This is a genomic window from Pseudomonas sp. GM30, from assembly GCF_000282275.2.
Taxonomy (GTDB): Bacteria; Pseudomonadota; Gammaproteobacteria; order Pseudomonadales; family Pseudomonadaceae; genus Aquipseudomonas.
Genome location: NZ_AKJP02000022.1, coordinates 105,113 through 128,093, shown reverse-complemented (window position 1 = coordinate 128,093; position 22,981 = coordinate 105,113). Strand labels below are relative to the sequence as shown.

Annotated in this window: 8 protein-coding genes; all 8 read left to right on the top strand. The window is 63.1% G+C overall.

All coding sequences use genetic code 11. The features are described from left to right. Nucleotides 1–5 precede the first annotated feature (5 nt). The 8 genes from gspK to PMI25_RS13835 all read left to right on the top strand — a co-directional run bounded on the left by gspK (nt 6) and on the right by PMI25_RS13835 (nt 22,939). The gene (gspK, locus tag PMI25_RS13870; protein WP_007961836.1) at nt 6–959 is read left to right on the top strand and encodes a type II secretion system minor pseudopilin GspK; all 954 of its coding nucleotides are present in this window, start codon (nt 6–8) and stop codon (nt 957–959) included. After that, on the top strand, nt 956–2,140 hold the full coding sequence (gspL, locus tag PMI25_RS13865) for a type II secretion system protein GspL (RefSeq protein WP_007961837.1): 1,185 nt from the start codon (nt 956–958) through the stop codon (nt 2,138–2,140). The genes gspK and gspL overlap by 4 nt, the downstream gene beginning before the upstream one ends. Further along, a complete protein-coding gene (gspM, locus tag PMI25_RS13860; RefSeq protein ID WP_007961838.1) occupies nt 2,133–2,681 on the top strand; it encodes a type II secretion system protein GspM in 549 nt (182 codons plus the stop codon). The genes gspL and gspM overlap by 8 nt, the downstream gene beginning before the upstream one ends. Beyond that, a complete protein-coding gene (gene gspD / locus PMI25_RS13855; RefSeq protein WP_007961839.1) occupies nt 2,678–5,059 on the top strand; it encodes a type II secretion system secretin GspD in 2,382 nt (793 codons plus the stop codon). Before gspM ends, gspD begins: the two co-directional genes overlap by 4 nt. A 965-nt stretch (nt 5,060–6,024) precedes the next feature. Continuing rightward, the gene (gene gspE, locus PMI25_RS13850) at nt 6,025–7,431 is read left to right on the top strand and encodes a type II secretion system ATPase GspE (protein ID WP_007961841.1); all 1,407 of its coding nucleotides are present in this window, start codon (nt 6,025–6,027) and stop codon (nt 7,429–7,431) included. Further along, nucleotides 7,431–8,642, top strand: a complete 1,212-nt coding sequence (gene gspF, locus PMI25_RS13845) for a type II secretion system inner membrane protein GspF (RefSeq protein ID WP_007961842.1) — start codon at nt 7,431–7,433, stop codon at nt 8,640–8,642. Before gspE ends, gspF begins: the two co-directional genes overlap by 1 nt. Before the next feature lie 489 nt (nt 8,643–9,131). After that, a complete protein-coding gene (locus PMI25_RS13840) occupies nt 9,132–10,244 on the top strand; it encodes a substrate-binding domain-containing protein (RefSeq protein ID WP_007961843.1) in 1,113 nt (370 codons plus the stop codon). 191 nt (nt 10,245–10,435) lie between these two features. Beyond that, entirely contained in the window at nt 10,436–22,939 is a 12,504-nt protein-coding gene (locus PMI25_RS13835) for a filamentous hemagglutinin family protein (protein WP_024164462.1), read from the top strand. Nucleotides 22,940–22,981: the final 42 nt, after the last annotated feature.

Sequence of the window (22,981 nt, the reverse complement as noted above, 5' to 3'; positions counted from 1 at the left end):
CGGTGATGAACAACCAATCGAACCAGCAAGGGATGGCGATCATCAGTGCGCTGTTGATCGCGGCGGTGGTCGCGGTGATTGCGGCGGGGATGTTGACCCGGCAGAGCGTTTCGACCCGCGCGCTGGAGGCGGATCAGCAGCGGGTGCAGGGGCGCTGGGTGTTGCACGGTGGTCTGGAGATCAGCCGGCAATTGCTCTGGGATGCGCGGCAGCGTGATCCGTTGACCCGGCTCGATCAGCCGTGGGCGCAGCGTTTGAATGCGCAGGGTTTCGAGGGGCGGCTGGAGGATGAGCAGGGCAAGTTCAACCTGCGCAATCTGGTGGCCAACGAGCGTGTCGATGAGGCGCAGGTGCAGGCGTTTCAGCGGCTGTGCGAGTTGATCGGCGTCAGCGCCGGGTTGAGTCAGCGCATCAGTCAGCGGGTGATCGGCTCTTATCCGTACCTGTTGAACCCGCAGATTGCCGAGAACACCGCGAGCAAAAACGGTTTTGACAGTGGCCGTGCCACGTCGCCGAATGCGTCGCGCAAGCCACAGAATCCGAAGTTGCCGATGCTGCGCAGTGTCGATGATTTGCGCAGCGTCGAGGGCGTGAATGAGGCGGTCATCGGCAAACTGGCGCCGTACCTGACGGTGATCCCCGCGACCACCTGGCTCAATGGCAATACCGCCACTGCGCCGGTGCTGGCCGCGTATGTGCCGGGGTTGTCGCTGGAGCGGGCGCAGGCGCTGATCAACGAGCGTGACGCCGGGCGCTGGTTCATCAACCGTGGCGATTTCGTCAACCGCTTGCGCATGCCAAACCTGGAGCTGACTAGCGTCAAGGTCGGCATCACCAGCGACTGGTTTCGTCTGCGCGGCGAGGCGCGGCGGGATCAGCGGCGGGTCAGCCTCGATGCGTTGTTGCACCGCAGCGAGGATCGTCTGCCGCAGGTGATCTGGTCGCGGGTGGGCGTATGAGTCAGTTGCGTGTGAGTTTGCCGCCACTGGCGCAGTTGAGTCTCGACAGTGAATTGGACTGTGCGTGGCTGGACCGGCAGGGGCAGGTCATTCGTGAGCAGCGCCAGACCTTTAGCCAACTGGGGCAGTTAGCGAAGCAGCCAGCGCTCAGCGTTTTTCTGCACCCGGCGGACAGCCTGCTGGCGAGCATCGACCTGCCGCCATTGCCGGCGAACAAGACTGCAGCGGCGGTGCAATGCGCGGCGCAGGCCTTGATGCTCGGCGACAGCAACGACATGCACATCGCTCACAGTTCGCGGGATGAAGCGGGGCAGGTGCAGATCGCCTGGGCGCCGCGTCAGCGTTTGCAGCATCTGGGGCAATTGCTGAAGCAGGCCGGGCTGAATCTGCGCGGCTTGTATCCGGCGGCGTACCGCTTGCCGGTGCTGCCGGGCACGGTGGCTTGCCGGCAGGACGGCCATTTGTTGCTGCGCGAAAGCGTGCAGGTGGCGCGGGTGCAGCCGCTGTTCGACGACGAGATTGGTGATTGGCTGCTGAGCTGCGGCACGCCGCTTCACTGGATCGGCTCGACGCCACCGCCGGATACGCAATTGCCGATGGCCGAGGCGCAGCGCTGGACCGGGCCATTGCCCGGTTGGGGCCTGCAGAGCGCGGTGCAACAGCAGCGCAACGAGCATCGCGGTTGGGGCCGGGCGCTGGGGCTTTGTGCATTGGCGGTGGCGGTGTGGGTCATCGGCTTGAACCTGTATGCCGCCCGCGAAGCCAGTCAGGGCCAGCAGCTCAAGGCGCAGATGGCGCAACGGGTGAAGCAGGCCTTTCCCGAGTTGCCGGTGATCCTCAATCCGCTGCAGCAGGCGCGCCAGCAATTGGCGGCGCGGCAGAAGGGCGCGGCGGAGGATCCGGCGCAGCCGTTCAATAGATTGGTGTTGCAGGCCGGCAGCGGCATGCCGTTCATGGCCGGCACGGTCGAGCGCCTGACGTTTGTCGATGGCAGCTTGCAGTTGAGTCTGCTGGCCGATGCCCGGCGCAGCGCCAATGACAAGGACAAGGATTGGCAAGCCGCATTGGCTCAGGTCGGGATCAGTGCGACGGCCGATGATGAAGGCTGGCTGCTGCGCCCGAGCGACGAAGTCACCACCCCCGACGAAAGCGCTGACGACAGCGGAGCAGAAGATGAATAAGGCATCGCTCGCGGTTTATCGCGCCCGTTGGCAGCGTTTCAGCGCGCAACTTCAGGTGCGCTGGCAAGCGTTGGCCCTGCGCGAAAAACGCATGGTCGGCGGCGTGGCGGCGCTGCTGCTGGCGCTGTTGGTATGGGTCGCATTGATTCAGCCGCCGCTGAAAAAAATCACTTACTGGCAAAGCGAAACGCCGAAGTTGCGCGCGCAGACCGAAGCCCTTGAAGTGCTGTTGCGCGAGGTCAGCATGCGCCCGGACGGGCAAAGTCTTGCGCAGTCTCTTGAGCAGACGCTGCAGTCCAGCGGCCTGGCCGGGCACTACCAATTGCAAGTCGGGGAGGCTGGCGCGTGGCAATTGACGTTCGACGCGGCGCCGGCCGATGCAGTGCTCGACTGGCTGTTGAGCAACCCTGCACAACTTTCTCTGCAAGTGGTCGAGGCCCGTCTGCAACGCGCCGACAACGCTTCGACCGAAGTCACTGCCGGCACATTGTCAGGCACCGTTCGCATGGATCAGGCGCTGGGCGCTAAGGAAGCTTCATGAAGGGGTCAGGATCCAAACCGGCGCGCATGGCGTTGCCGATGCTGCTGATGGCATTGAGCGCGTGCAGCAACACCACCACGCCGCCGAACCAGCCGCCGTTGCTGGTGGACAGCGAACTCGGCCGTCCATTGGCCAACACCCAACGCAGCGGCGATGCGCTGCTCGATCGTCAGCGCGCCCAGGTACAAACGGCGCCGCAACCACGGCAGATGCACAACATCACCGAACGTGCACGCAGTGGCGGCGCCCCACGTGGCAGCACACTGCCGAGCAATCCGCTGGGCGATCAGCCGGTGACGCTGAATTTTGTCGATGCCGATATTCAAGCGGTGGTGCGCGCGTTGTCGCGTTCCACTGGCCAGCAGTTTCTGGTCGACCCTCGGGTCAAGGGTAGCCTGACGCTGGTCTCGGAAGGTCAGGTGCCGGCGCGCCAGGCCTACGACATGTTACTGGCGGCGTTGCGCATGCAGGGTTTCAGCGTGGTCGATGTCGGCGGCGTCGCGCAGGTGGTGCCGGAGGCCGATGCGAAACTGCTCGGCGGGCCGATCTATAGCCCGGACAAACCGGCTGGGAACGGCATGCTCACCCGCACCTTCCGCCTGCAATACGAGAACGCGGTGAACCTGATTCCGGTGCTGCGCCCGATCGTGTCGCCGAACAACCCGATCAATGCCTACCCCGGCAATAACACCATCGTGGTTACCGATTACGCGGAGAACCTGACCCGCGTCGCCCAGTTGATCCAGACCATCGACACCCCGAGCGCGATCGACACCGATGTGGTGCAGATCCAGAACGGCATCGCCGCCGACATCGCGCCGATGGTCGCGGATCTGCTCGACGCGCCGGGCAACGACCCGACGCAGAAAATCGCGGTGATCGGCGACCCGCGTTCCAACACCATCATCATCCGCGCCGGCAGCCCCGAGCGCACCGAGCTGGCGCGCAATCTGATCTACAAACTCGACAACGCGCAGAGCAATCCGAGCAACCTGCACGTGGTTTATTTGCGTAACGCGCAAGCGGCGAAACTGGCGCAGGCCTTGCGCGGCCTGCTGACTGGCGAGAGTGACAGCGGCACCAGCGACAGTGCGCGCTCGGTGCTCAGTGCCATGGGCAGCAACGGCAACAACAATGGCGGATCGAGCGCGCAGAGCGGCACGCAAACCAGTGGCAACACTTCGACCACGTCGAGCACGGGCAGTACTGGCGGCAGTTACGCCCAGGGCAGCAGTTCGACCGGCAGCGGCGGCAGTCAGGCCAGCGAACAGAACGTCGCGTTCAGCGCGGGCGGGGTGACGATTCAGGCTGATGCGACCACCAACACCTTGCTGATATCCGCGCCGGAGCCGTTGTATCGCAACCTGCGCGAGGTCATCGATTTGCTGGATCAGCGCCGTGCGCAAGTGGTGATCGAGAGCCTGATCGTTGAGGTCGGCGAGGACGATGCCAGCGAATTCGGCGTGCAGTGGCAGACCGGTAATCTCGGCGGTAAAGGCGTGATCGGCGGGGCGAATCTTGGCGGGTCGGGGATCAACCTCAACGGCAAGACCAGTCTCGATGTGCTGCCGCAGGGTTTGAACCTCGGCTACGTCAACGGCACCGTCGATATCCCCGGCATCGGCAAGATTCTCGACCTGAAAGTGCTGGCCCGGGCGCTGAAGAGCAAGGGCGGCACCAACGTGCTGTCGACGCCGAACCTGCTGACCCTCGATAACGAAGCGGCGAGCATTTTTGTCGGCCAGACCATTCCGTTTGTCAGCGGCAGCTACGTGACTGGCGGCGGTGGGACCAGCAACAACCCGTTCCAGACCGTGACCCGGGAAGAGGTGGGTTTGAAGCTGAATGTGCGGCCGCAGATTTCCGAGGGCGGGACGGTCAAGCTCGACATCTATCAGGAAGTCAGCAGCATCGACGAGCGCGCGTCGGCCAGTGCGGCGTCGGCGGGGATCGTGACCAACAAACGTGCGATTGATACCAGCATCCTGCTCGACGACGGGCAGATCATGGTTCTGGGCGGCTTGCTGCAGGACGGCTACAGCCAGAGCAACGAAGCGGTGCCATGGCTGGGGACGCTGCCGGGGATCGGTGCACTGTTTCGCAACGAGCGCCGGGCGATCACCAAGACCAACCTGATGGTATTCCTGCGCCCGTACATCATCCGCGACAGCGAAGCGGGGCGCAGCATCACCCTCAACCGCTACGACTTCATGCGCCGCGCCCAGGGCGGCCTGCAACCGGAACGCAGCTGGGCAATGCCGGACATGCAGGCGCCGCAGTTGCCAACGGCGGCGCAGGGGGTGCCGGCGGTGGTGCCGGGGACGGGGCCGAGGGCGACGATCAAGGCTGTGCCGATTGAAGGGAGCACACGCTTTTGAACAGCATGATGACTGTGGCGAGGGAGCTTGCTCCCGCTCGGGTGCGAAGCGCCTGCAAATCCGACATGCAAGGTGTGTCTGTGGGAATGGGGTTGCAGGGTTTGGGTCTGCTGCGCAGCCCAGCGGGAGCAAGCTCCCTCGCCACAGGAATGGGGGGCTATACCGGACCTGTAGGAGCTGCCGAAGGCTGCGATCTTTTGCTTTGGCTTTTTTCAATGTCGCTGAAGATCAAGATCAAAAGATCGCAGCCTGCGGCAGCTCCTACGCTTTTGAAACTCACCCTCAATCTGAGAAGTCACCCTGTAGTGAGGGGATTCATCCCCGATGGGCAGCGAAGCGGCCCCAAAACCTATGCACGCGGTCAGTCAGATGGATTCGGATATCAGGTTTCGGGGCTGCTGTGCAGCTCATCGGGGATAAATCCCCTCACCACAAGAAATCCGCTCTCCATAAGAAATCCCCTCACCACAGGAACACCTCCAGGCAGAGAGATTGGGGAGGTTTTGAGATGAGTTCGCTTCCCTACGCTTGGTCCAAGGCCAAGAACTTGGCCCGCAAGCTGAAAAACATTTCTGTGGCGAGGGAGCTTGCTCCCGCTGGGCTGCGCAGCAGACCCAAAACCTGCTACCCCCTTCTTCCAGATATACCCTGTATGCCGGATTTACGGGGGCTTCGCCCCCTAGCGGGAGCAAGCTCCCTCGCCACAAAAACATGTCCAGATCCTCGAGTTGGGGAGGTTTTGAGATGAGTTCGCTTCCCTGCGCTTGGTCCAAGGCCATGAGCTTGGCCCGCAAGCTGAAAAAAATTTCTGTGGCGAGGGAGCTTGCTCCCGCTGGGCTGCGCAGCAGAGCCAAAACCTGCTACCTCATTCTTCCAGATATACCCTGCATCCCGGATTTACGGGGGCTTCGCCCCCGAGCGGGAGCAAGCTCCCTCGCCACAGGGGAATTGGGGGGCCTCAAGAGATGAGTGCATTGCCCTACGCCTGGGCCAAGGCCCAGCGCATTCTGTTGTGCGACGGGGTGCTGACCGTGTGCCCATCGACGCCCGGCTGGTCGATCAGCGAGGTGCGGCGGCAGTTTGGTGAGACGTCGCTCAAGCGCGTGCGCGACGACGAACTCGACGGCCTGCTCGCCACGGCCTACGCCGACACCGGCAGCGCCGCCGCCGTAGTTGGCGCAGCAGAAAACGAAGTCGACCTCGATCGGCTGATGCAGGACATGCCGGAAATCACCGACCTGCTCGACACCCAGGATGGCGCGCCGGTGATCCGCATGATCAATGCCTTGCTCACCCAGGCCGCGCGCGACGAGGCCAGCGACATTCACATCGAACCGTTCGAAACCCATTCGGTGGTGCGCTACCGGGTCGATGGCACCCTGCGTGACGTGGTCTCGCCGCGCAAGGCACTGCACGGTGCGCTGGTGTCGCGGATCAAGATCATGGCCCAGCTCGACATCGCCGAAAAACGCCTGCCGCAGGACGGCCGCATCGCTTTGCGCGTGGCCGGGCGGCCGATCGATATTCGCGTGTCGACCGTGCCCACCGGACATGGCGAGCGGGTGGTGATGCGTTTGCTCGACAAACAGGCCGGGCGTCTGCACCTGGAAACCCTCGGCATGGACGCGCAGGTGCTGGCCAAACTCGATCACCTGATCCGCCAGCCCCACGGCATCGTGCTGGTCACCGGCCCCACCGGCAGCGGCAAGACCACCAGCCTCTATGCCGCGCTGGCCCGACTGGATGCCAGCACCAGCAACATCCTCACCGTCGAAGACCCGGTGGAATACGACCTGCCGGGGATCAGCCAGATTCAGGTCAACGCCAAGATCGACATGACCTTCGCCCTGGCATTGCGGGCGATCCTGCGCCAGGACCCGGACATCATCATGATTGGCGAGATCCGCGATCTGGAAACTGCACAAATCGCTGTGCAGGCTTCGCTCACCGGTCACCTGGTGCTGGCGACACTGCACACCAATGACGCGGTGTCGGCGGTCAATCGCTTGATCGACATGGGCGTCGAGCCGTTTCTGCTGGCGTCGTCGATGCTCGGCGTTCTGGCGCAACGGCTGGTGCGACGCCTGTGCAATCAGTGCAAACAAGAAGACCCGGCAGCCCCGGGCACCTGGCGCCCGGTGGGCTGCGCCGCCTGCAACCACACCGGTTACAGCGGTCGCACCGGCATCCACGAATTGTTCTGCATCGACGACGACATCCGCACCTTGATTCACCAAGGGGCAGGGGAGCAGGCCTTGCGTGCGGCGGCGGCCAAGGCCGGGATGTTCAGCCTGCGCGAGGACGGCGAGCGCTGGATTCGCAGCGGCGCCACCGCCCCTGAAGAAATCCTTCGTGTGACCCGGGACGCCTGATGAATCGCTATCGATTTGAAGCCGCCGACGCTACCGGCAAAATCGAGTCCGGGCATCTGGAAGCGGACAGCCAGGGCGCGGCGTTCGGCGTGTTGCGCAGCCGTGGTTTGACCGCGTTGTCGGTGCACAAGGAAAGCAACGTCGCCCAGCATGGCGGCGGCGGTCTGTTCAGTGCGCGCATGTCGGACAACGACCTGGCCTGGGCCACCCGGCAACTGGCTAGCCTGCTCGGGGCCAGTCTGCCGCTGGAAGCAGCGCTCAGCGCGACGGTGGAGCAGGCCGAGAAAAAACACATCGCCCACACCCTCAGTGCGGTGCGCGCCGATGTGCGCAGCGGCATGCGTCTGGCCGAGTCACTGGCCGCGCGGCCACGGGATTTTCCGGAGATCTATCGCGCGTTGATCGCTGCGGGGGAGGAGTCCGGCGATCTGGCGCAGGTGATGGAGAGACTGGCGGACTACATCGAGGAGCGCAACAACCTGCGCGGCAAGATCCTCACCGCGTTTATCTATCCGGGTGTGGTCGGGCTGGTGTCGATCGGCATTGTGATTTTCCTGCTCAGTTACGTGGTGCCGCAGGTGGTCAGTGCGTTTTCCCAGGCGCGGCAGGACTTGCCGGGGCTGACCTTGGCGATGCTCACCGCCAGTGATTTCATTCGGGCGTGGGGCTGGTTGTGTGCGGCGCTGATCGCGGGTGTTTTCTGGAGCTGGCGCCTGTATTTGCGCAATCCGGCGGCGCGGTTGAGCTGGCATCACCGGGTGCTGAAATTGCCGCTGATCGGACGTTTCGTCTTGGGCCTGAACACTGCACGTTTCGCCTCGACCCTGGCGATTCTCGGCGGTGCCGGGGTGCCGTTGTTGCGGGCGCTGGAGGCGGCGCGGCAGACGTTATCCAATGATCGACTCAGCCTGAGTGTCAGCGACGCCACGGCCAAGGTTCGCGAAGGGGTGAATCTTGCGGCGGCGCTGCGGGTGGAGAACGTGTTTCCGCCGGTGCTGATTCACCTGATCGCCAGCGGCGAAAAAACCGGCGCACTGCCGCCGATGCTTGAGCGGGCGGCGCAAACCCTGTCCCGCGATATCGAACGGCGGGCAATGGGCATGACCGCGTTACTCGAACCGCTGATGATCGTGGTGATGGGCGGGGTGGTGCTGGTGATTGTGATGGCGGTGTTGTTGCCGATCATTGAGATCAATCAGTTGGTGCAGTAGCTGCGATTGATGTTGTCTGCCCGGGCCCCATCGCTGGCAAGCCAGCTCCCACAGGGGGCAGTGTTGTTAATGCGATCTGTGTCACAACATCAATACCTGTGGGAGCTGGCTTGCCAGCGATAGGGCCATGCAGAACAACAAATAATTCAGACTTTTTTCCAAGGCTTCAGCATCACCCGAGTCAGGTTTCCCCCATCCTCGGGTTCTCCTTTCTGTCATCTGCAACCACCCCGCAACGGCTGCAGTCAATTTCAGCCAAACCTTCGATCCAGCCCCCTCGCCATCCCCCGCAAACACCCGAGAAAACCCGCTGAAAAACCCCGCGCAGCTCCCGAGGTTTTTTCCTTTATCTGTCACCGGAAACTGCGAATTTCTCAGTGCGACTTAACCACGGACCCCGCTTGCGAAGGTCAGCGGTGAGTCTTCCCAGTGTCATGCAAGACCCCTGAAAACCTGTGTTCACACCCATCGTTGAAAAGGAGATTCTTCATGTTCAAGCGCACTCTGATCGCCGCTTCCCTGACCGTCGCCGCTCTGGCTTCCGCTCAAGCCATGGCCGTTACCGGTGGTGGCGCCACTCTGCCAGCCGCTCTGTACAAAGGTTCGGCCGACAGCATCCTGCCAGCCAACTTCAGCTACGCCGCCGTGGGCAGCGGTGCCGGCAAGATTGCTTTCCTGACCAACAACCCGGCCGGCTTCAGCACCACCGGCACCGTGCATTTCGCCGGTAGCGATTCGATCCTCAGCGCTTCGGAAATCAACACCTACAACACCACCTACGGCGCTTCGTACGGTCCGCTGATTCAACTGCCTTCGGTGGCCACTTCGGTTGCCATCCCGTACAAAAAAGCCGGCCAGACCGCTCTGAACCTGACCAGCGCTCAGCTGTGTGACGCTTTCTCCGGTGCCAAAACCACGTGGGGCCAACTGCTCGGCACCGCCGACACCACGCCGATTCGCGTCGTTTACCGCAACGTTTCCAGCGGCACTTCGGAAATCCTCAGCCGTCACTTGAACTCGGTCTGCCCGACTCAGTTCGCCACCAACTCGACCTTCACCAACGCGCGTCTGCCAGCCGGTTCGGCCCTGCCGTCGAACTGGGTCGGCGTTGCCAACACTGCCGATGTCGCCACTGCCGTGAACGCGGTTGACGGTTCGATCGGTTATGTCGGTCCGGACGGTGTCGACGCTACCAGCAACGCTGTCGTTGCTCGCGTCAACGGTGTTCAGCCAACTTCGCTCAACGTCACCCTGGCACTGTCGTCGGTGTCGGCTCCTTCGACCCCGGCCCAGGCTGCAAACCCTGCCAACTGGTCGCCAGTGGTGGCTAACCCGGCTTCGGGCTACAAACTGGCTGCCTACACCAACTTCATCTTCGGTCAGTGCTACAAGGATGCAACCGTGGCCGCAGCCGTCAAAGCCTTCCTGACTCAGCACTACAGCAACCCGGGCAACAACACTGCGACTCAGGCCCACAAGTTCGTCGCTGTGCCTAACGCCTGGAAAACCGCTGTAACCGCCAACTTCATCACCAACACCTCGGGCAACAACCTGGACATCAACAACGCCAGCGTCTGCAACGCTATCGGTCGTCCTTTGTAAGCTCGCGCGGTCGTAACAGCGATGACGGCAACCTTCGGGTTGCCGTCATTTTTTTTGGCTCGAATACACGCCGAACATGAAGTTTGTGTGACATCCGTTCGGTCGCGCCCCTCGCCAACGGCCTATGTCGTAACAGCAGGTTTTTGCAGGCCTGCGGCCATATGTGGCAATCAAAAAAGGATCTCGTAGTGATGCTCGCTCGCCCATCCCGTCGTCGTACCCACGTTCAGTCCTTCCAGCGTGATGCCGTGGAGCCGGCGCTGTGGCTGCTCAAGCCATTGGCGCACGCGGTGGCGTTGTGTCTGGTGGCGGGCAGTGCGCAGGCGCAGACGGCGTTCAGTTCGAGCTGGTTTGCCGCCAAGGGTGCGGCGCAACAGGCTGCGGCGGCACGTCCGAGCGTGGGTGGCTTGCCGGGCATGACACCACCGCTGGCCCAGCAGCAGAAGGCCAATGCGCAGTTGCAACGCTCGATTCAGACCCTGAACAACACGGTTGCCGCGATTGCCGCACAACAGGCGGCGCAGGCGGCCGGGCGCGCTGCTGCGTTGGGCACGGTGCAGTTCGTGCCGGACGGTCTGGGCGAGGGTGGCTTGAAGGTCGACAACAACCTGACTCAAGGCTGGCAGAACGCGAAGGGCCCGCAGCAGACCCAGGTCGATGGCAAAACCACAGTGACAATCGAGCAGACCGCCGACAAGGCCATTCTCAACTGGGAAACCTTCAACGTCGGTCGCAACACCACGGTCGATTTCGCCCAGCAGTCGAACTGGGCGGTGCTCAACCGGGTCAACGATCCGAATGCCCGGGCCAGCCAGATACAGGGCCAGATCAAGGGCAACGGCACGGTGATGCTGATCAACCGCAACGGCATCGTGTTTAGCGGCAGCAGCCAGGTCAACGTGCGCAACCTGGTGGCGGCAGCGGCGAATATCACCGATATCCAGTTCCGCGATCGGGGTCTGTATTTCGACAGCACCGGCACTCAGCCGACCTTCACCGATGCCGTCGGCAAGGTGCTGGTGGAACGCGGTGCCTCCATCGACACCCACAAGCCGGCATCGTCTACCGCTGCCGGTGGTTATGCCTTGCTGCTCGGCAATGAAGTGCAGAATGACGGCAGCATCAGCACCGCCAAGGGCCAGACCGTGCTCGCCGCCGGTGACCGTTTCTATATCCGCAAGGGCTCGGGCACCGAGGGCAATGCGCTGTCCACCACCTTCGGCAGCGAAGTCATCCCCGGTTTCAAGGCCGGTGCCGTGGCGGGCAATGTCACCAACAACGGCTTGATCCAGTCCGCCACCGGCGACATCACCCTGACCGGTCATGAGGTGGTGCAAAACGGCGTATTGCTCGCCAGCACGTCAGTGGCGACGCGGGGCACGATTCACCTGACCAACCCGAGCACCGACAGCACCGGCAACGTCACGCTGGGGCAGGGCAGTGCCACGGCCATCATGCTCGACAGCAGCGACCTGACCGCCCTCGACAGCCAGCATCAGGCCGCGCTGACGGGCGTCACGGCCAATAACCGGATCCGTGGCGACCAGTCGCGTATCGAGATTCAGAGCGGCGGCAGTGTCGAGTTCCAGAACGGCTCGATCACCCTGGCCACCGGCGGCCAGGTCGCGGTCAATGCACAACGCCGCAGCCTGGTGCGCGACGGCGCGATGATCGATGTGTCCGGTGCCCTCGGCGTCAAAGTGGCGATGGAAAACAACAGCATCAAGATCAACGTGCAGGGTAACGAGCAGCGGGATGCTTCGGTCAACCGCGAGAAAGGCGCGCTCAACAGCAATGACATCTGGGTCGATGTGCGCGATCTGGTGTATGTGCCGGCCGGCACCAACGGCTACGCCACGGATCGCTGGTACACGGCGGGCGGTTTGCTCGAAGTCGGCGGTTATCTCGGCACCCAAGGGCACAGCGTCGGCGAATGGATGGCTCAGGGCGGCACGGTGAGTTTTGCCGGCAACGACGTGGTCACGGAAAAAGGTTCGTTGATCAACCTGTCCGGCGGCACCCTGGATGTGCAGAGCGGCGAGATTCGCCAGAGCTGGCTGCGTGGCGCCGACGGCAAGTTGTATGAAGTGTCGCGCGCGCCGGGAGACCTGCTCTATACCGGCCTGTACAAAGGCTATGAAGACAGCAGCGAGCGCTGGGGCCAGACCCGTTATTACTACAGCCCGCTGATTGCCCCGCGCTCGCGTTTCGAGTCGGGTTACACCGTGGGCCGCGACGCCGGGCAACTGGTGATCGCCACGGCCAACGCCGTACTTGACGGGCAAATGATCGGCGAGGTGTACCAGGGCGAGCGGCAGAATCAGGCGCCGAAACCGGTGCTCGATGGCTATGAGCAGAGCCAGACCGCGCTGGCCCGGCGGGCGCAATTGATCGTCGGCAGTTATGACCCGACCTTCGTCGCGGCGTCGAATGGCCTGCTCTACACCCTCGATCCATTGCTCGATCAGGTGCAGATCGGCGGCACGCGTCCGGTCGCTGGCAACGATCCGGACTTGACCGGCGTGGTGTCCGATGCCCGCAAGGGCAAGCTGTATCTCGATAACGATCAGCTCAACGGATTCCGCCTCGGTGCGCTCAAGGTTTCGGCCAAGGATCAGATCGCCGTTGACGGTGCGCTTACGGTCGATAGCGGTGGCGACATCACCCTGTACGCCCCGGATGTGCAGGTCGGCGCCGACCTGACCGCTCGCGGTGGCAGCCTGCGTCTGGGCAACGTACTCAATCAGTTCAATGGTGGTGCAAACACCGACACGCGCCTGGCGGCCAAAGCCGAAAAAACCACGCAAACCCGCATCGCCAAGGGCGTGCATCTCGACACCCGAGGGCTGTGGAGCAACCTGCGCACCAACCCGGACGATAACGCCAGCCTCGCGTATCTGAACGGTGGCTTGATATCGATCCGCAGCAGCGGTGATATCGACGTCGCTGCCGGCAGCCTGCTCGACGTTTCTTCCGGTGGCGCGGTACTCGCCAATGGCAAGACCCGAGGTGGCAAGGGTGGTGATCTGACGCTGGAGTCGAGCGCTATTTCCGCGCCGGGCACATCGCATCTGAACCTCGATGGCGAACTGCGCGGTTACGGCGTCACGGGCGGTGGCACCTTGACGGTGCAGGCCAACAGGATTCTCGTCGGCCAGACGGATAAAGCCCTGGCAGACAACACCCTGCAACTGTCCACCGACCTGTTCAGCAAGGGGTTCTCCGCCTATAACCTGATCGGTCTCAGCGGGCTCGACGTTGCCGAAGGCGCCGCGATTGATGTGACCCTGCCGGTGTACCGTTTCGGTGATGCGGCACCCAATCAGGTCAGTGGCGTCGATCCGCGAACGGCGCTGGAACTGTGGACACCGACGCTGTTCCAGGAAAACCCGACCAAGGGCGTGCTGACCCAACGTGCCGGTGCCAGCCTGACCCTGCAAGGTGGCGCGACGCTGGTCGGGCTGATCGACGCGGCCAACAGCCCGCTGACCCTGGGCCGTGGCTCGCGCATCAGCGTCGACCCGGGACAGAGCATCAAGCTGCGCGGTGCCGGGCAGATCACTGTCGACGGTGAACTGAATGCCTGGGGCGGCACGATCGATATTCGTCAGCAACAATTCGGCTCGATCCAGCCGGCCACCTCGATTCAAACGGCGGATCCGAACGCACATGACCGCTCGATCTGGATCGGCGAGCAGGCCGTGCTGGATGTCGCCGGGCGTGCCAATACGGCGACCGACACTCTGGGCCGCACTTACGGGCAGGTCGGCAAGGGCGGCAGCATCATCCTCGGCGGCGAGATCGATGCGAAACTGGCCACCGCCACGGCTGCCGATGCCTACGTGATTGTGCGTCCGGGCGCGCGGCTGGATGCCTCGGGCACCGAGGCCGTTCTGGATATCGCCGGTCAAGGCCCGACGCGTATCGCAACGGACGGCGGGCGCATCAGTTTGAGTTCCTATAACGGTCTTTTCGTTGAAGGCAACTTGCGTGCGGCGGCGGGTGGCGTCGGGGCGGCCGGTGGTCGTCTGGAACTGGCGCTGGAGACGCCGTTGTATTCCGATTCGGCGAGCAACGCGGTGCGCTCGCCGAGGGAAATGATCATTGGCCAAGCGGCAGAAAACGAGCTGCTGCCCGCGAACCTGCAACCCGGCGAAGGCGCCGATGGCTTGCGTTACGGTCTAGCCCGTCTGAGTGCCGATGGCTTGATGACGGGCGGTTTCGACAATCTCAGCCTGCTGAGCAACGGTCTGTTGTCGTTTGACGGTGACGTCAATCTGCGCATGAATCAGAGCCTCAGTCTCTTCGCCGCAGCTCTGTCTCTCGCCGAGAATTCCAAAGGCTCGGCACGGGTTGATTTGAGTGCTCCATACCTGCGTCTGTCAGGGGTGGGCACCTACTTCGCCGGCTTCAACATGATGCGCCCACGGTTGCTCCCTGGCCCGACGGCCCGATTGTCCGACGCAACATTCAATGCCTCCGCGAATTTGTTGGACGTGGGCAATGGCCTGTCCTTCGGGACTCAGGGTTCGATCCTGCAACGGCAGGCGCCGGCCGTTGAATACAGCCGTCGGGCTTTCGGTCTGGTGAGCCTCGACAGCAGCGGCGACCTGCGCTTCCTCGCGCCGAATGATGGTGCGGAGAAAACCAGGCTGTGGACGCCGGGCGACTTGAACCTCGGTGCGGCGCAGATCTATCCCGCCACCGGCATTCAGGCTGAGGTGCGTGCCGGTTATCAGGGCGCCGTCCCGGTTTCCGAACACACCTTGCGGATCAGCGGCCACGGCGCGGCACCGACTGCGGTGCCGTACTCGGCATTCGGAAAGCTGATTTTTTCCGCCGCGTACATCGAACAGGGCGGTGTCTTGCGTGCACCGCTGGGCAAGATCGTATTGGGTGACGATTTGCTCAGCACCACTCACGAGGTTCGTCTTCTGCCGGGCAGTCTGACTTCGGTCAGCGGTGCCGGCCTGGTCATGCCATACGGTGGCACCACGGACGGTATCGACTATCGCTATAACGGCAAATCCGTGGTGCTCGACGGCATCTCCGGCGAAACATCAGGCGTGTCGATCGGCACGCAGTTCGCCGATGTGCAAAGCGGTGCGGTCATCGACCTGTCCGGCGGTGGCGATCTGCGTGGCGCCGGTTTCGTGTCCGGTCGCGGGGGTTCCACCGATGCACGTTTCAACCCGCTGGTGCGCACTGCGACTGACGGCACCTTCAGCCTGCCGGGGCTGGCGAGCAACCCGGTGTATGCCATCGTGCCCGGCAACCAGAGCAGCTACGCGCCGATGCTGGCCGAAGCGGGTGCGGGCGATCCGCGCATTGGCCAGCAGATCACTATTGGCGCCGGTGTGCCGGGGTTGGCGGCGGGTACTTACACACTGTTGCCGTCAACGTTTGCCCTGATGCCTGGTGCGTTCCGGGTTGAGGTAAACGGTCAGGCAGCACCCGGCGTGACAACGGGGGTGTTGCCACTGCGCAATGGTTCATGGACCAGCAGCGGGCAGATGTCGATTGCCAATACCGGCCTGCGTGACAGCCTGGCCAGTCAGTTGATTCTCACGTCAGCCGATGTGTTGCGTCGTTACTCGCAGTACAACGAAACCGGTTTCTCTCAATTCATCCAGAGCGACGCCGCCCGGCGCGGTGTGCCGCGTGCGCTGGCACCCATGGACGGCAAGACACTGGATCTGCGCCTGGCCTCCGGCGGCAAGCAAGACATCGCTTTGCAGTTCAACGGGCGCACGCTGTTCGAGGCTGCCGAGGGCGGCATGGCCGGCACAGCGGTGGTACGTGGCGGCAACGCCGGGAGCAGCTTCGAGATACTGGGTGCGGGCCGTGCATCGACACCGGGTTTCAACGGTGTGTCGCTGTACGCCGACACGCTCAACAGCCTCAACGCGGGGCGGCTGACCATCGGTGCGATGCCGAATGTCTTGTACAACACGACCGCTAACATCATCGGCTTCCTGGGCGCGAGTGAAAGTATTGTCTTGCGTGAAGGGGCGATTCTGTCTGCGCCGCAGGTTTTGCTGCGTACCACGTCAACGCTTGGCGGCATCACGGTCGAGGCGGGAGGCGGGATCAATACGCTGGGGCGTGGCAACGTCGCCTACGACTCGCTGGCCGGTTACGTTTATGAGCCGAAAGGTTCCAGCCTGTTGGTCGTTTCCAACGGCTGGACCAATGTGCTGGCGCCGGAAGCGGCCAGCGGCATCAGCGGCGCGGGCAGCATCCGGATCGGCACTTGCGCAGCGAGTGCGTGCAACAATCCGGCCCTGCTGTATTCGAACGGCAGTATCACGGCCGCTACGGATAACCAGTTCGAACTCGGTGAAGCGGTGCGTTTCGGCACCCGTCATCTGGCACTGTCGGTCGGCTCGGTCAATGCCGGCAGCGCCGAAGCACTTGCAGCGGCGGGCAGCCGCGTGCCCGCCGGCCTGACGCTGAACCAGAACGTACTCGACCGCTTGCTGCGCGGTGATACGCAGTTTGCCGCGCCGGCTCTGGAAACCCTGAGCCTGACCACTCGCGACGCCTTCAATTTCTTCGGCAGCGTGAGCCTCGACACGATCGATCCACAGACCGGCCAGAGCAAACTGCAGAACCTGGTGCTGGTCACCCCGGCGATCTACGGTCTGGGCGATGCCAACGATGTGGCGAGCATTCGTACTGCCAACCTGATCTGGAACGGCGCTACCCAGAGCCCGGGCGCAGTCATCACGGGCGGCGCGGGCACCGGCAGTGGCACGCTGGATATTCAGGCCCAGCGGATCGAGCTGGGTTACGGCCCGATGCCTCAGGCCAGCGGTCTGGATCAGAACAATCGTCTGGCGCTGGGTTTTGCCAACGTCAACCTCAGCGCCAGCGAGCGCATCACCGCCAATCACAAAGGCAGCCTGGCGGTGTATCAGGAACAGGGCGCCTACGATCCGCTCAAGGGTTACAGCTACAGCGGCGGCAATCTGAATCTGCGCACGCCGGTGCTCACCGGTGAGGCGGCTTCGGTCAATCTGCTCAAGGTCGGTAACAACTTGACGCTCAGCGGCGCCGGGGCTGCCGGGGTGGCCAATGCCTTGGGTGCGGAGTTGAATCTTGAAGCCCGCGATATCGTGCTGGACAGCCGTATCGCCTTGGCCAGCGGCAAGCTGACCGTCAAGTCCGAGGGCGATTTGACGCTGGGCACTGGTGCCGTGCTGGACATGGCCGGACGTACCTTGCCGTTCAACGATGTCAGCAAATACAGCTGGGGCGGCGACGTATCGCTGTACAGCGCCAACGGCAATATCCGTCAGGCTGCGGGCTCGCGGATCGACCTGTCGGCGAACAACAATCAGGCCGGTAACCTCAGCGTCGTCGCGCTGGCCGATGCGGCCGGGATGGTCGATCTGCAAGGCGAGATTGTCGGCGGCAGCAGCGGTTACTACGACGCCGGCGGCACGTTGGTGCCGTACAAGGCCGGTGGCGTGGACATTCGCGCGCAGCGCCTGGGTGGTAACGCCTCTGAGCAGTTTGCCGCGCTCAACCAGCGCTTGAATGCCGGGCAGGTTTACGGCAGCCGCAGCCTGCAGCTCAAGCAAGGCAATCTGGTGATCGGCGACGGTCTCAAGGCCGGCGACATCAATGTCTCGGTGGACAATGGCAGCCTGACGGCGACCGGTCTGATCGATGCCAGCGGCGAACGAGTCGGCAGCATTCGTCTGTCGGCGAAAAATGGCCTGACCCTGGCGGGCAACAGCGTACTCGATGCCCATGGTCGCGTGCTGCGGGTCGACAGCTATGGCGAGATCATCGATGCGCCGAACCGCGCCACGGTCGAACTGAATTCCGGCGATGGTTTGCTCACGTTGGGCAGCGGCGCGCGTATCGACCTGCGCCACGGCACTGATGCCGTGCCCGGTTTCCTCGCCGGGCAACACGATGGAATGCTGCGCGGCACACTGGAGCTGAACGCGCCGCGTCTGGGCAGCAATGACATCGCCATCGACGCCAGCGGTGTGTTGACCATTCAGGGTGCGCGGTCCATCGCCCTCAACGGTTTGCGCCGCTACACCGATGCCCGCGAGGGTGTCGATCAGGCAGTCAGTGGTCGGCCGTATCAGGTGATTGATCAGGCCATGCTCGAGCGCATTCACGGCGACAGCAGCAACTTTATCAACGCCGCACTGGGCAACAACGATCTGCTGCAACGCAAACTCGCCGGGTTGAATAACGCCACGTATGCCGATGCGTTCCACTTGCGACCTGGTGTGGAGATCGCCAGCAAGACGGCTGACGGTGATCTGGTGGTGGAGGGCGATCTGGATTTGTCCGGTTACCGCTACGCCAGTCTCAATCCGCACACGCAGCTGAACCCCTCCGTATATGGTTCCGGCGAAGCGGGCAGCCTGGTGATTCGTGCCGGTGGCAACCTCGATATTTACGGCAGCATCAATGACGGCTTCGCGCCGCCAACGGAAACCCAGGATGACGCCGGGTGGAAACTGATTGCCGGTGTACAGCCGTTCGGTGGCGATCTGATCGTGCCGGGCAGCGGAGTGACGCTGGCCGAGGGCACGCAGTTTCCGGTGGGCGCGACGCTCAATTACGACGTGACGATTCAGGGCGCGAGACTGGCCAGTGGCACGTTGCTGCCGACCCAGGCGGAACTGGGCGAGGCGTACACGTTCAGCGCCGGCACTGTGCTGGCGGGGGCTATCCATGATGCCAACGGAAATCTGTTGTATGCAGCGGGAACGTTGCTCAGCGAAAGTGTGACGTTGCCGGCGAACACTCGCCTGGGTGCCGGTATCCGCCTGAACAAGGCGACGAGCCTGCAGGCCATGACCTGGCCCAGGGGCGTGCCGCTGCCAGGCGTTTTCGACCTCGATCTTTTAACGGTTTCCGGTGTGAAACTGAGCAGCTCGCTGGCCTTGCTGCGCGGTTCGCTGATTCCTTCGATGACGGATGTAAAGCTTGCCGATGGCACTTCGCTGATTGAACTGCGTCCGTTCACGGGTGACCAGCAAGGCAAGAACTGGGCGGTGGCGAGCATGCTGCCATCTGGCAGTGCGTCGTGGTCGATGCGCGTGGTAGCGGGTGCGGATATTGATTCAGCCGACAGCCGTGTCGTGAAACCGGTGACCCGCGAGGGTGATCTGCGGCTGGCCGATACTCATTACGGTGTGAAGGTGACGACATCGCCCGGGCGAATGGTCTGGGCGGCGGGTAACCAATATGGCTTCCCCGAGTTTGAACCCGTCCCCGATGACGCTCTGGTTGCTTGCACTATCGAACCGAGCGATTGTGCCCCCATGGCTCGCTGGGTCTGGGCGCCAGGCAGTGGAGCGGGCCCGGATTACGAGCCGGTTCCCGAGGAGGCTCAATTCATTTGTGATCTGCAGCCAGAGCTGTGCATCGGCAACAATCCCGGAAAAACCGCTAAAGCTCATACGCAGATGTTCAGTGTCCTGCGCACCGGTACTGGCGATCTCGATCTGATGGCTGCCGGCAACCTGAGCATGGATTCGCCTTTCGGCGTGTACACCGCCGGTACACAGTCATCGAATGTCGACCCGTTGTATAACCAGAAACGCGGGCATCTCTCGGACAATAACTCGGTGTTGGGCACCGCCGGCGCCGATTATGAAAAGTGGGTCAACGGCGGCAGCGACAGCCTCTATCAAGCCTGGTATCCGCAGATGGGGGGCAACCTGACAATCAATGCCGGCGGGTCGGTGTCGGGTGACTCGGTGGGCACGAAAGCGCAATCGGAAGCGGCTGGGTTCCGCGAGCAGATGGCCAGTGTGGCAGTGGGTAACTGGCTGTGGCGCCAAGGCACGGGTAGCCCGGATGTACCCACGGCGTGGTGGATCAACTTCGGCAGTTACGCCACCCAAATGATCTCGGATCGTGTGATTAATACTGAACCGTACCTGGTGGGGTTCACCGGTTTCGGCACCTTGGGCGGGGGCAATATCAGCCTGCGGACTGGTGGTGATGCCGGCATGCTCAAACCGATGGGCGATGCCGTTCACTATCCGCGCGGGCAGGGGCTGATCGTCGCAGTCGGCAGCACCGGTCGAGTCGCCAGCGATGGCAGCGTGCAGATGACCGGTGGTGGTGACATGGATATTCGTATTGGCGGCACGCTCAACCCGTCGCTGCAAGCGCGGGCCGGAGAAACCGGTATCGGCAAACCGGTCCATGATCTGCAAGGTGCGCTGATCAACCTGCGCGGTGCGGCACAAATGACGGGTGGAGCACTGGGTGGCATCAACCTGCAGTACGGCGCCGGCACCGTGGTCAATGATCTTCGGGAAACCCGGGCACTTGATCCGTTTACCTCGACCACCGGTAGCGCTTCCGGAGGCGTGGTACTGATTCCGGGTGACACGGGCATGAGCCTGAGCAGCCGCGGTGATCTGGTGTTGGGCGGTGCAGCGGATCCTGGGCGAGTCAGTCTGATGAACGCCAGCCCGATCATGGCGGCCGACGCAAGCGTTCAGCAGGGCGGCACCCTGAGTGGCTTCTCATTGTGGACGGATCACACCGCAATCGATCTGTTCTCGGCTGGCGGGAACTTGACGCCGGGCACACAGATATCCGAGTTCAGTACCAGCAACGGCCTGATCACGGGACGCAATACCTCGCCTACCGATGGCCGGTTTGTCTACCCGTCGATTCTGCGCGCGGTGGCGGGGCAGGGGTCCATCTATGCAGGGCCGTCCGCGACGTTCACTGGCGTGGATATCTACCCGCTGCAAGGTTACTCACTGCTCCTGGCACCGTCGAAGTCGGGACAGCTTGAACTGTTGGCAGGTGACTCTATCTACGCCGGTGGCTATGCGATCAACCAGTCGGGAGCCAGCCCGATGGCCATTACCACGCCGCTCAACCCGGCGTTCAACACGTATACCACCAACAGCAACACCAGCAAGCCGGTGCGCACCAACTACAGCGACGATGGTGTGGCACCTGAGGGCAACGTGCGATATCCGCTGTTTGCCTTTGGTCCCAACAGCTACTCGGGATTGAACGACGTACAGGGGCCGGCTCGATTCTATGCGCTGACGGGGGATCTGGTGGGCATTCGCAGTGGCGAAACGTTGAGCTTTTCCACTTCCGGACGCACCTGGTACGAAGCGGCGGGGCCTGTGTGGATGATCGCCGGACGCGACATCGTTGCTTCCGGCACTACCCTGGGGCAGCCTGCGGCGGTGCCGACAGTGGAAATGAGTAGCGGCAAGGAGAACATTTTTTCCACTGGCAACCTGTTCGTCCACAATGACCCGCGAGATATATCCCGGGTGTCGGCGGGCCGCGACATTCTCTACAGCAGCTTCGATATCGCCGGACCTGGCACGCTGGACATCAATGCCGGGCGCAACATCCTGATGGAAAACCGTGCCAGCATCACCAGCCTCGGCTCGATAGTGGCTGGGGATTTGCGGCCTGGCGCCAGCGTGGTATTGCAGGCGGGCGTGGGCGCGCAGGGGCCGGATTACACAAGGTTCATCGCCCGTTACCTGAGTCCGCAAAACCTTGCTGATCCGAATGCCTCTCTCAACAGCCAGCCGGGCAAAGTGGTCAAGACCTACCTCGACGAGTTGCAGAGCTGGCTGACCCTCGGCTACGGCTTCAGCGGCAACGCAGAGCAGGCACAGGCGTTCTATGCCGCGCTGCCAAGTGCCGAGCAGGCGATCTTTGCCCGCCAGGTGTACTTCGCCGAACTGCGTGCGGGCGGCCTGGAGTACAACGACGTCGATGGCCCGCGTCAAGGCAGCTATCTGCGTGGTCGCAATGCCATCGCCGCACTGTTCCCGACCACCGATGTGGCCGGCAATCCGCTCCGCTACGACGGCGACATCACGCTCTACGGTGGTGCCGGGGTCAAGACGCTGTTCGGCGGCGATATCCAGATGCTCACGCCGGGCGGCGGTCAGGTGTTCGGCATCGAAGGCGCGGCGCCACCGTCCACGGCGGGGATCATTACGCAGGGTTCGGGCAACATTCAGCTCTACTCGCAGGGCAGCATTCTGCTGGGGCAGAGCCGGATCATGACCACCTTCGGCGGCTCGATCCTCGGCTGGTCGGCCGAGGGCGACATCAACGCCGGTCGCGGCTCGAAAACCACTGTGGTCTACACCCCGCCGAAACGCGTGTACGACACTTGGGGCAACGTGACCCTGTCGCCTTCGGTGCCGAGCACCGGTGCCGGTATCGCCACCCTCAACCCCATCGCCGAAGTGGCGCCGGGCGACATCGACCTGATTGCGCCGCTGGGCACCATCGATGCGGGCGAGGCGGGGATTCGTGTCTCGGGCAACGTGAACATTGCCGCGCTGACCGTGGTCAACGCCGCCAACATCGCCGTGCAGGGTAAAACCAGCGGCGTACCGGTGGTGGCGTCGGTGAACACCGGGGCGATCACCTCGGCAAGCTCTGCGGCCTCTTCAGCCACCCAGGCCGCTGAAGACGTGGCCCGTCAGCAGCAAGCAGCGGCGCGGCAGAACCAGGCGTCGGTGTTCACCGTGCAGGTGCTGAGCTTCGGCAACGAACAACTGGCGCCGAGCCGTGATGGTGCCAGTCGTGCGCCGGCCAGCGGATACAACCCGAACAGCCCGGTGCAGGTGTTGGGGGCAGGGGCGTTGGATGAACAGGCCAAGCAGCAGTTGACCGAGGAGGAGCGTGGGCAACTGACGTTGTAAAGGACTCTCGTGTAGTACGCTTCGGGCGGCCTTTTGGCCGCC

Coding starts and splice junctions, on each gene's coding strand:
- gspK (WP_007961836.1), top strand. CDS start 6: ATGAACAACCAATCGAACCAGCAAGGGATGGCGATCATCAGTGCGCTG.
- gspL (WP_007961837.1), top strand. CDS start 956: ATGAGTCAGTTGCGTGTGAGTTTGCCGCCACTGGCGCAGTTGAGTCTC.
- gspM (WP_007961838.1), top strand. CDS start 2,133: ATGAATAAGGCATCGCTCGCGGTTTATCGCGCCCGTTGGCAGCGTTTC.
- gspD (WP_007961839.1), top strand. CDS start 2,678: ATGAAGGGGTCAGGATCCAAACCGGCGCGCATGGCGTTGCCGATGCTG.
- gspE (WP_007961841.1), top strand. CDS start 6,025: ATGAGTGCATTGCCCTACGCCTGGGCCAAGGCCCAGCGCATTCTGTTG.
- gspF (WP_007961842.1), top strand. CDS start 7,431: ATGAATCGCTATCGATTTGAAGCCGCCGACGCTACCGGCAAAATCGAG.
- PMI25_RS13840 (WP_007961843.1), top strand. CDS start 9,132: ATGTTCAAGCGCACTCTGATCGCCGCTTCCCTGACCGTCGCCGCTCTG.
- PMI25_RS13835 (WP_024164462.1), top strand. CDS start 10,436: ATGCTCGCTCGCCCATCCCGTCGTCGTACCCACGTTCAGTCCTTCCAG.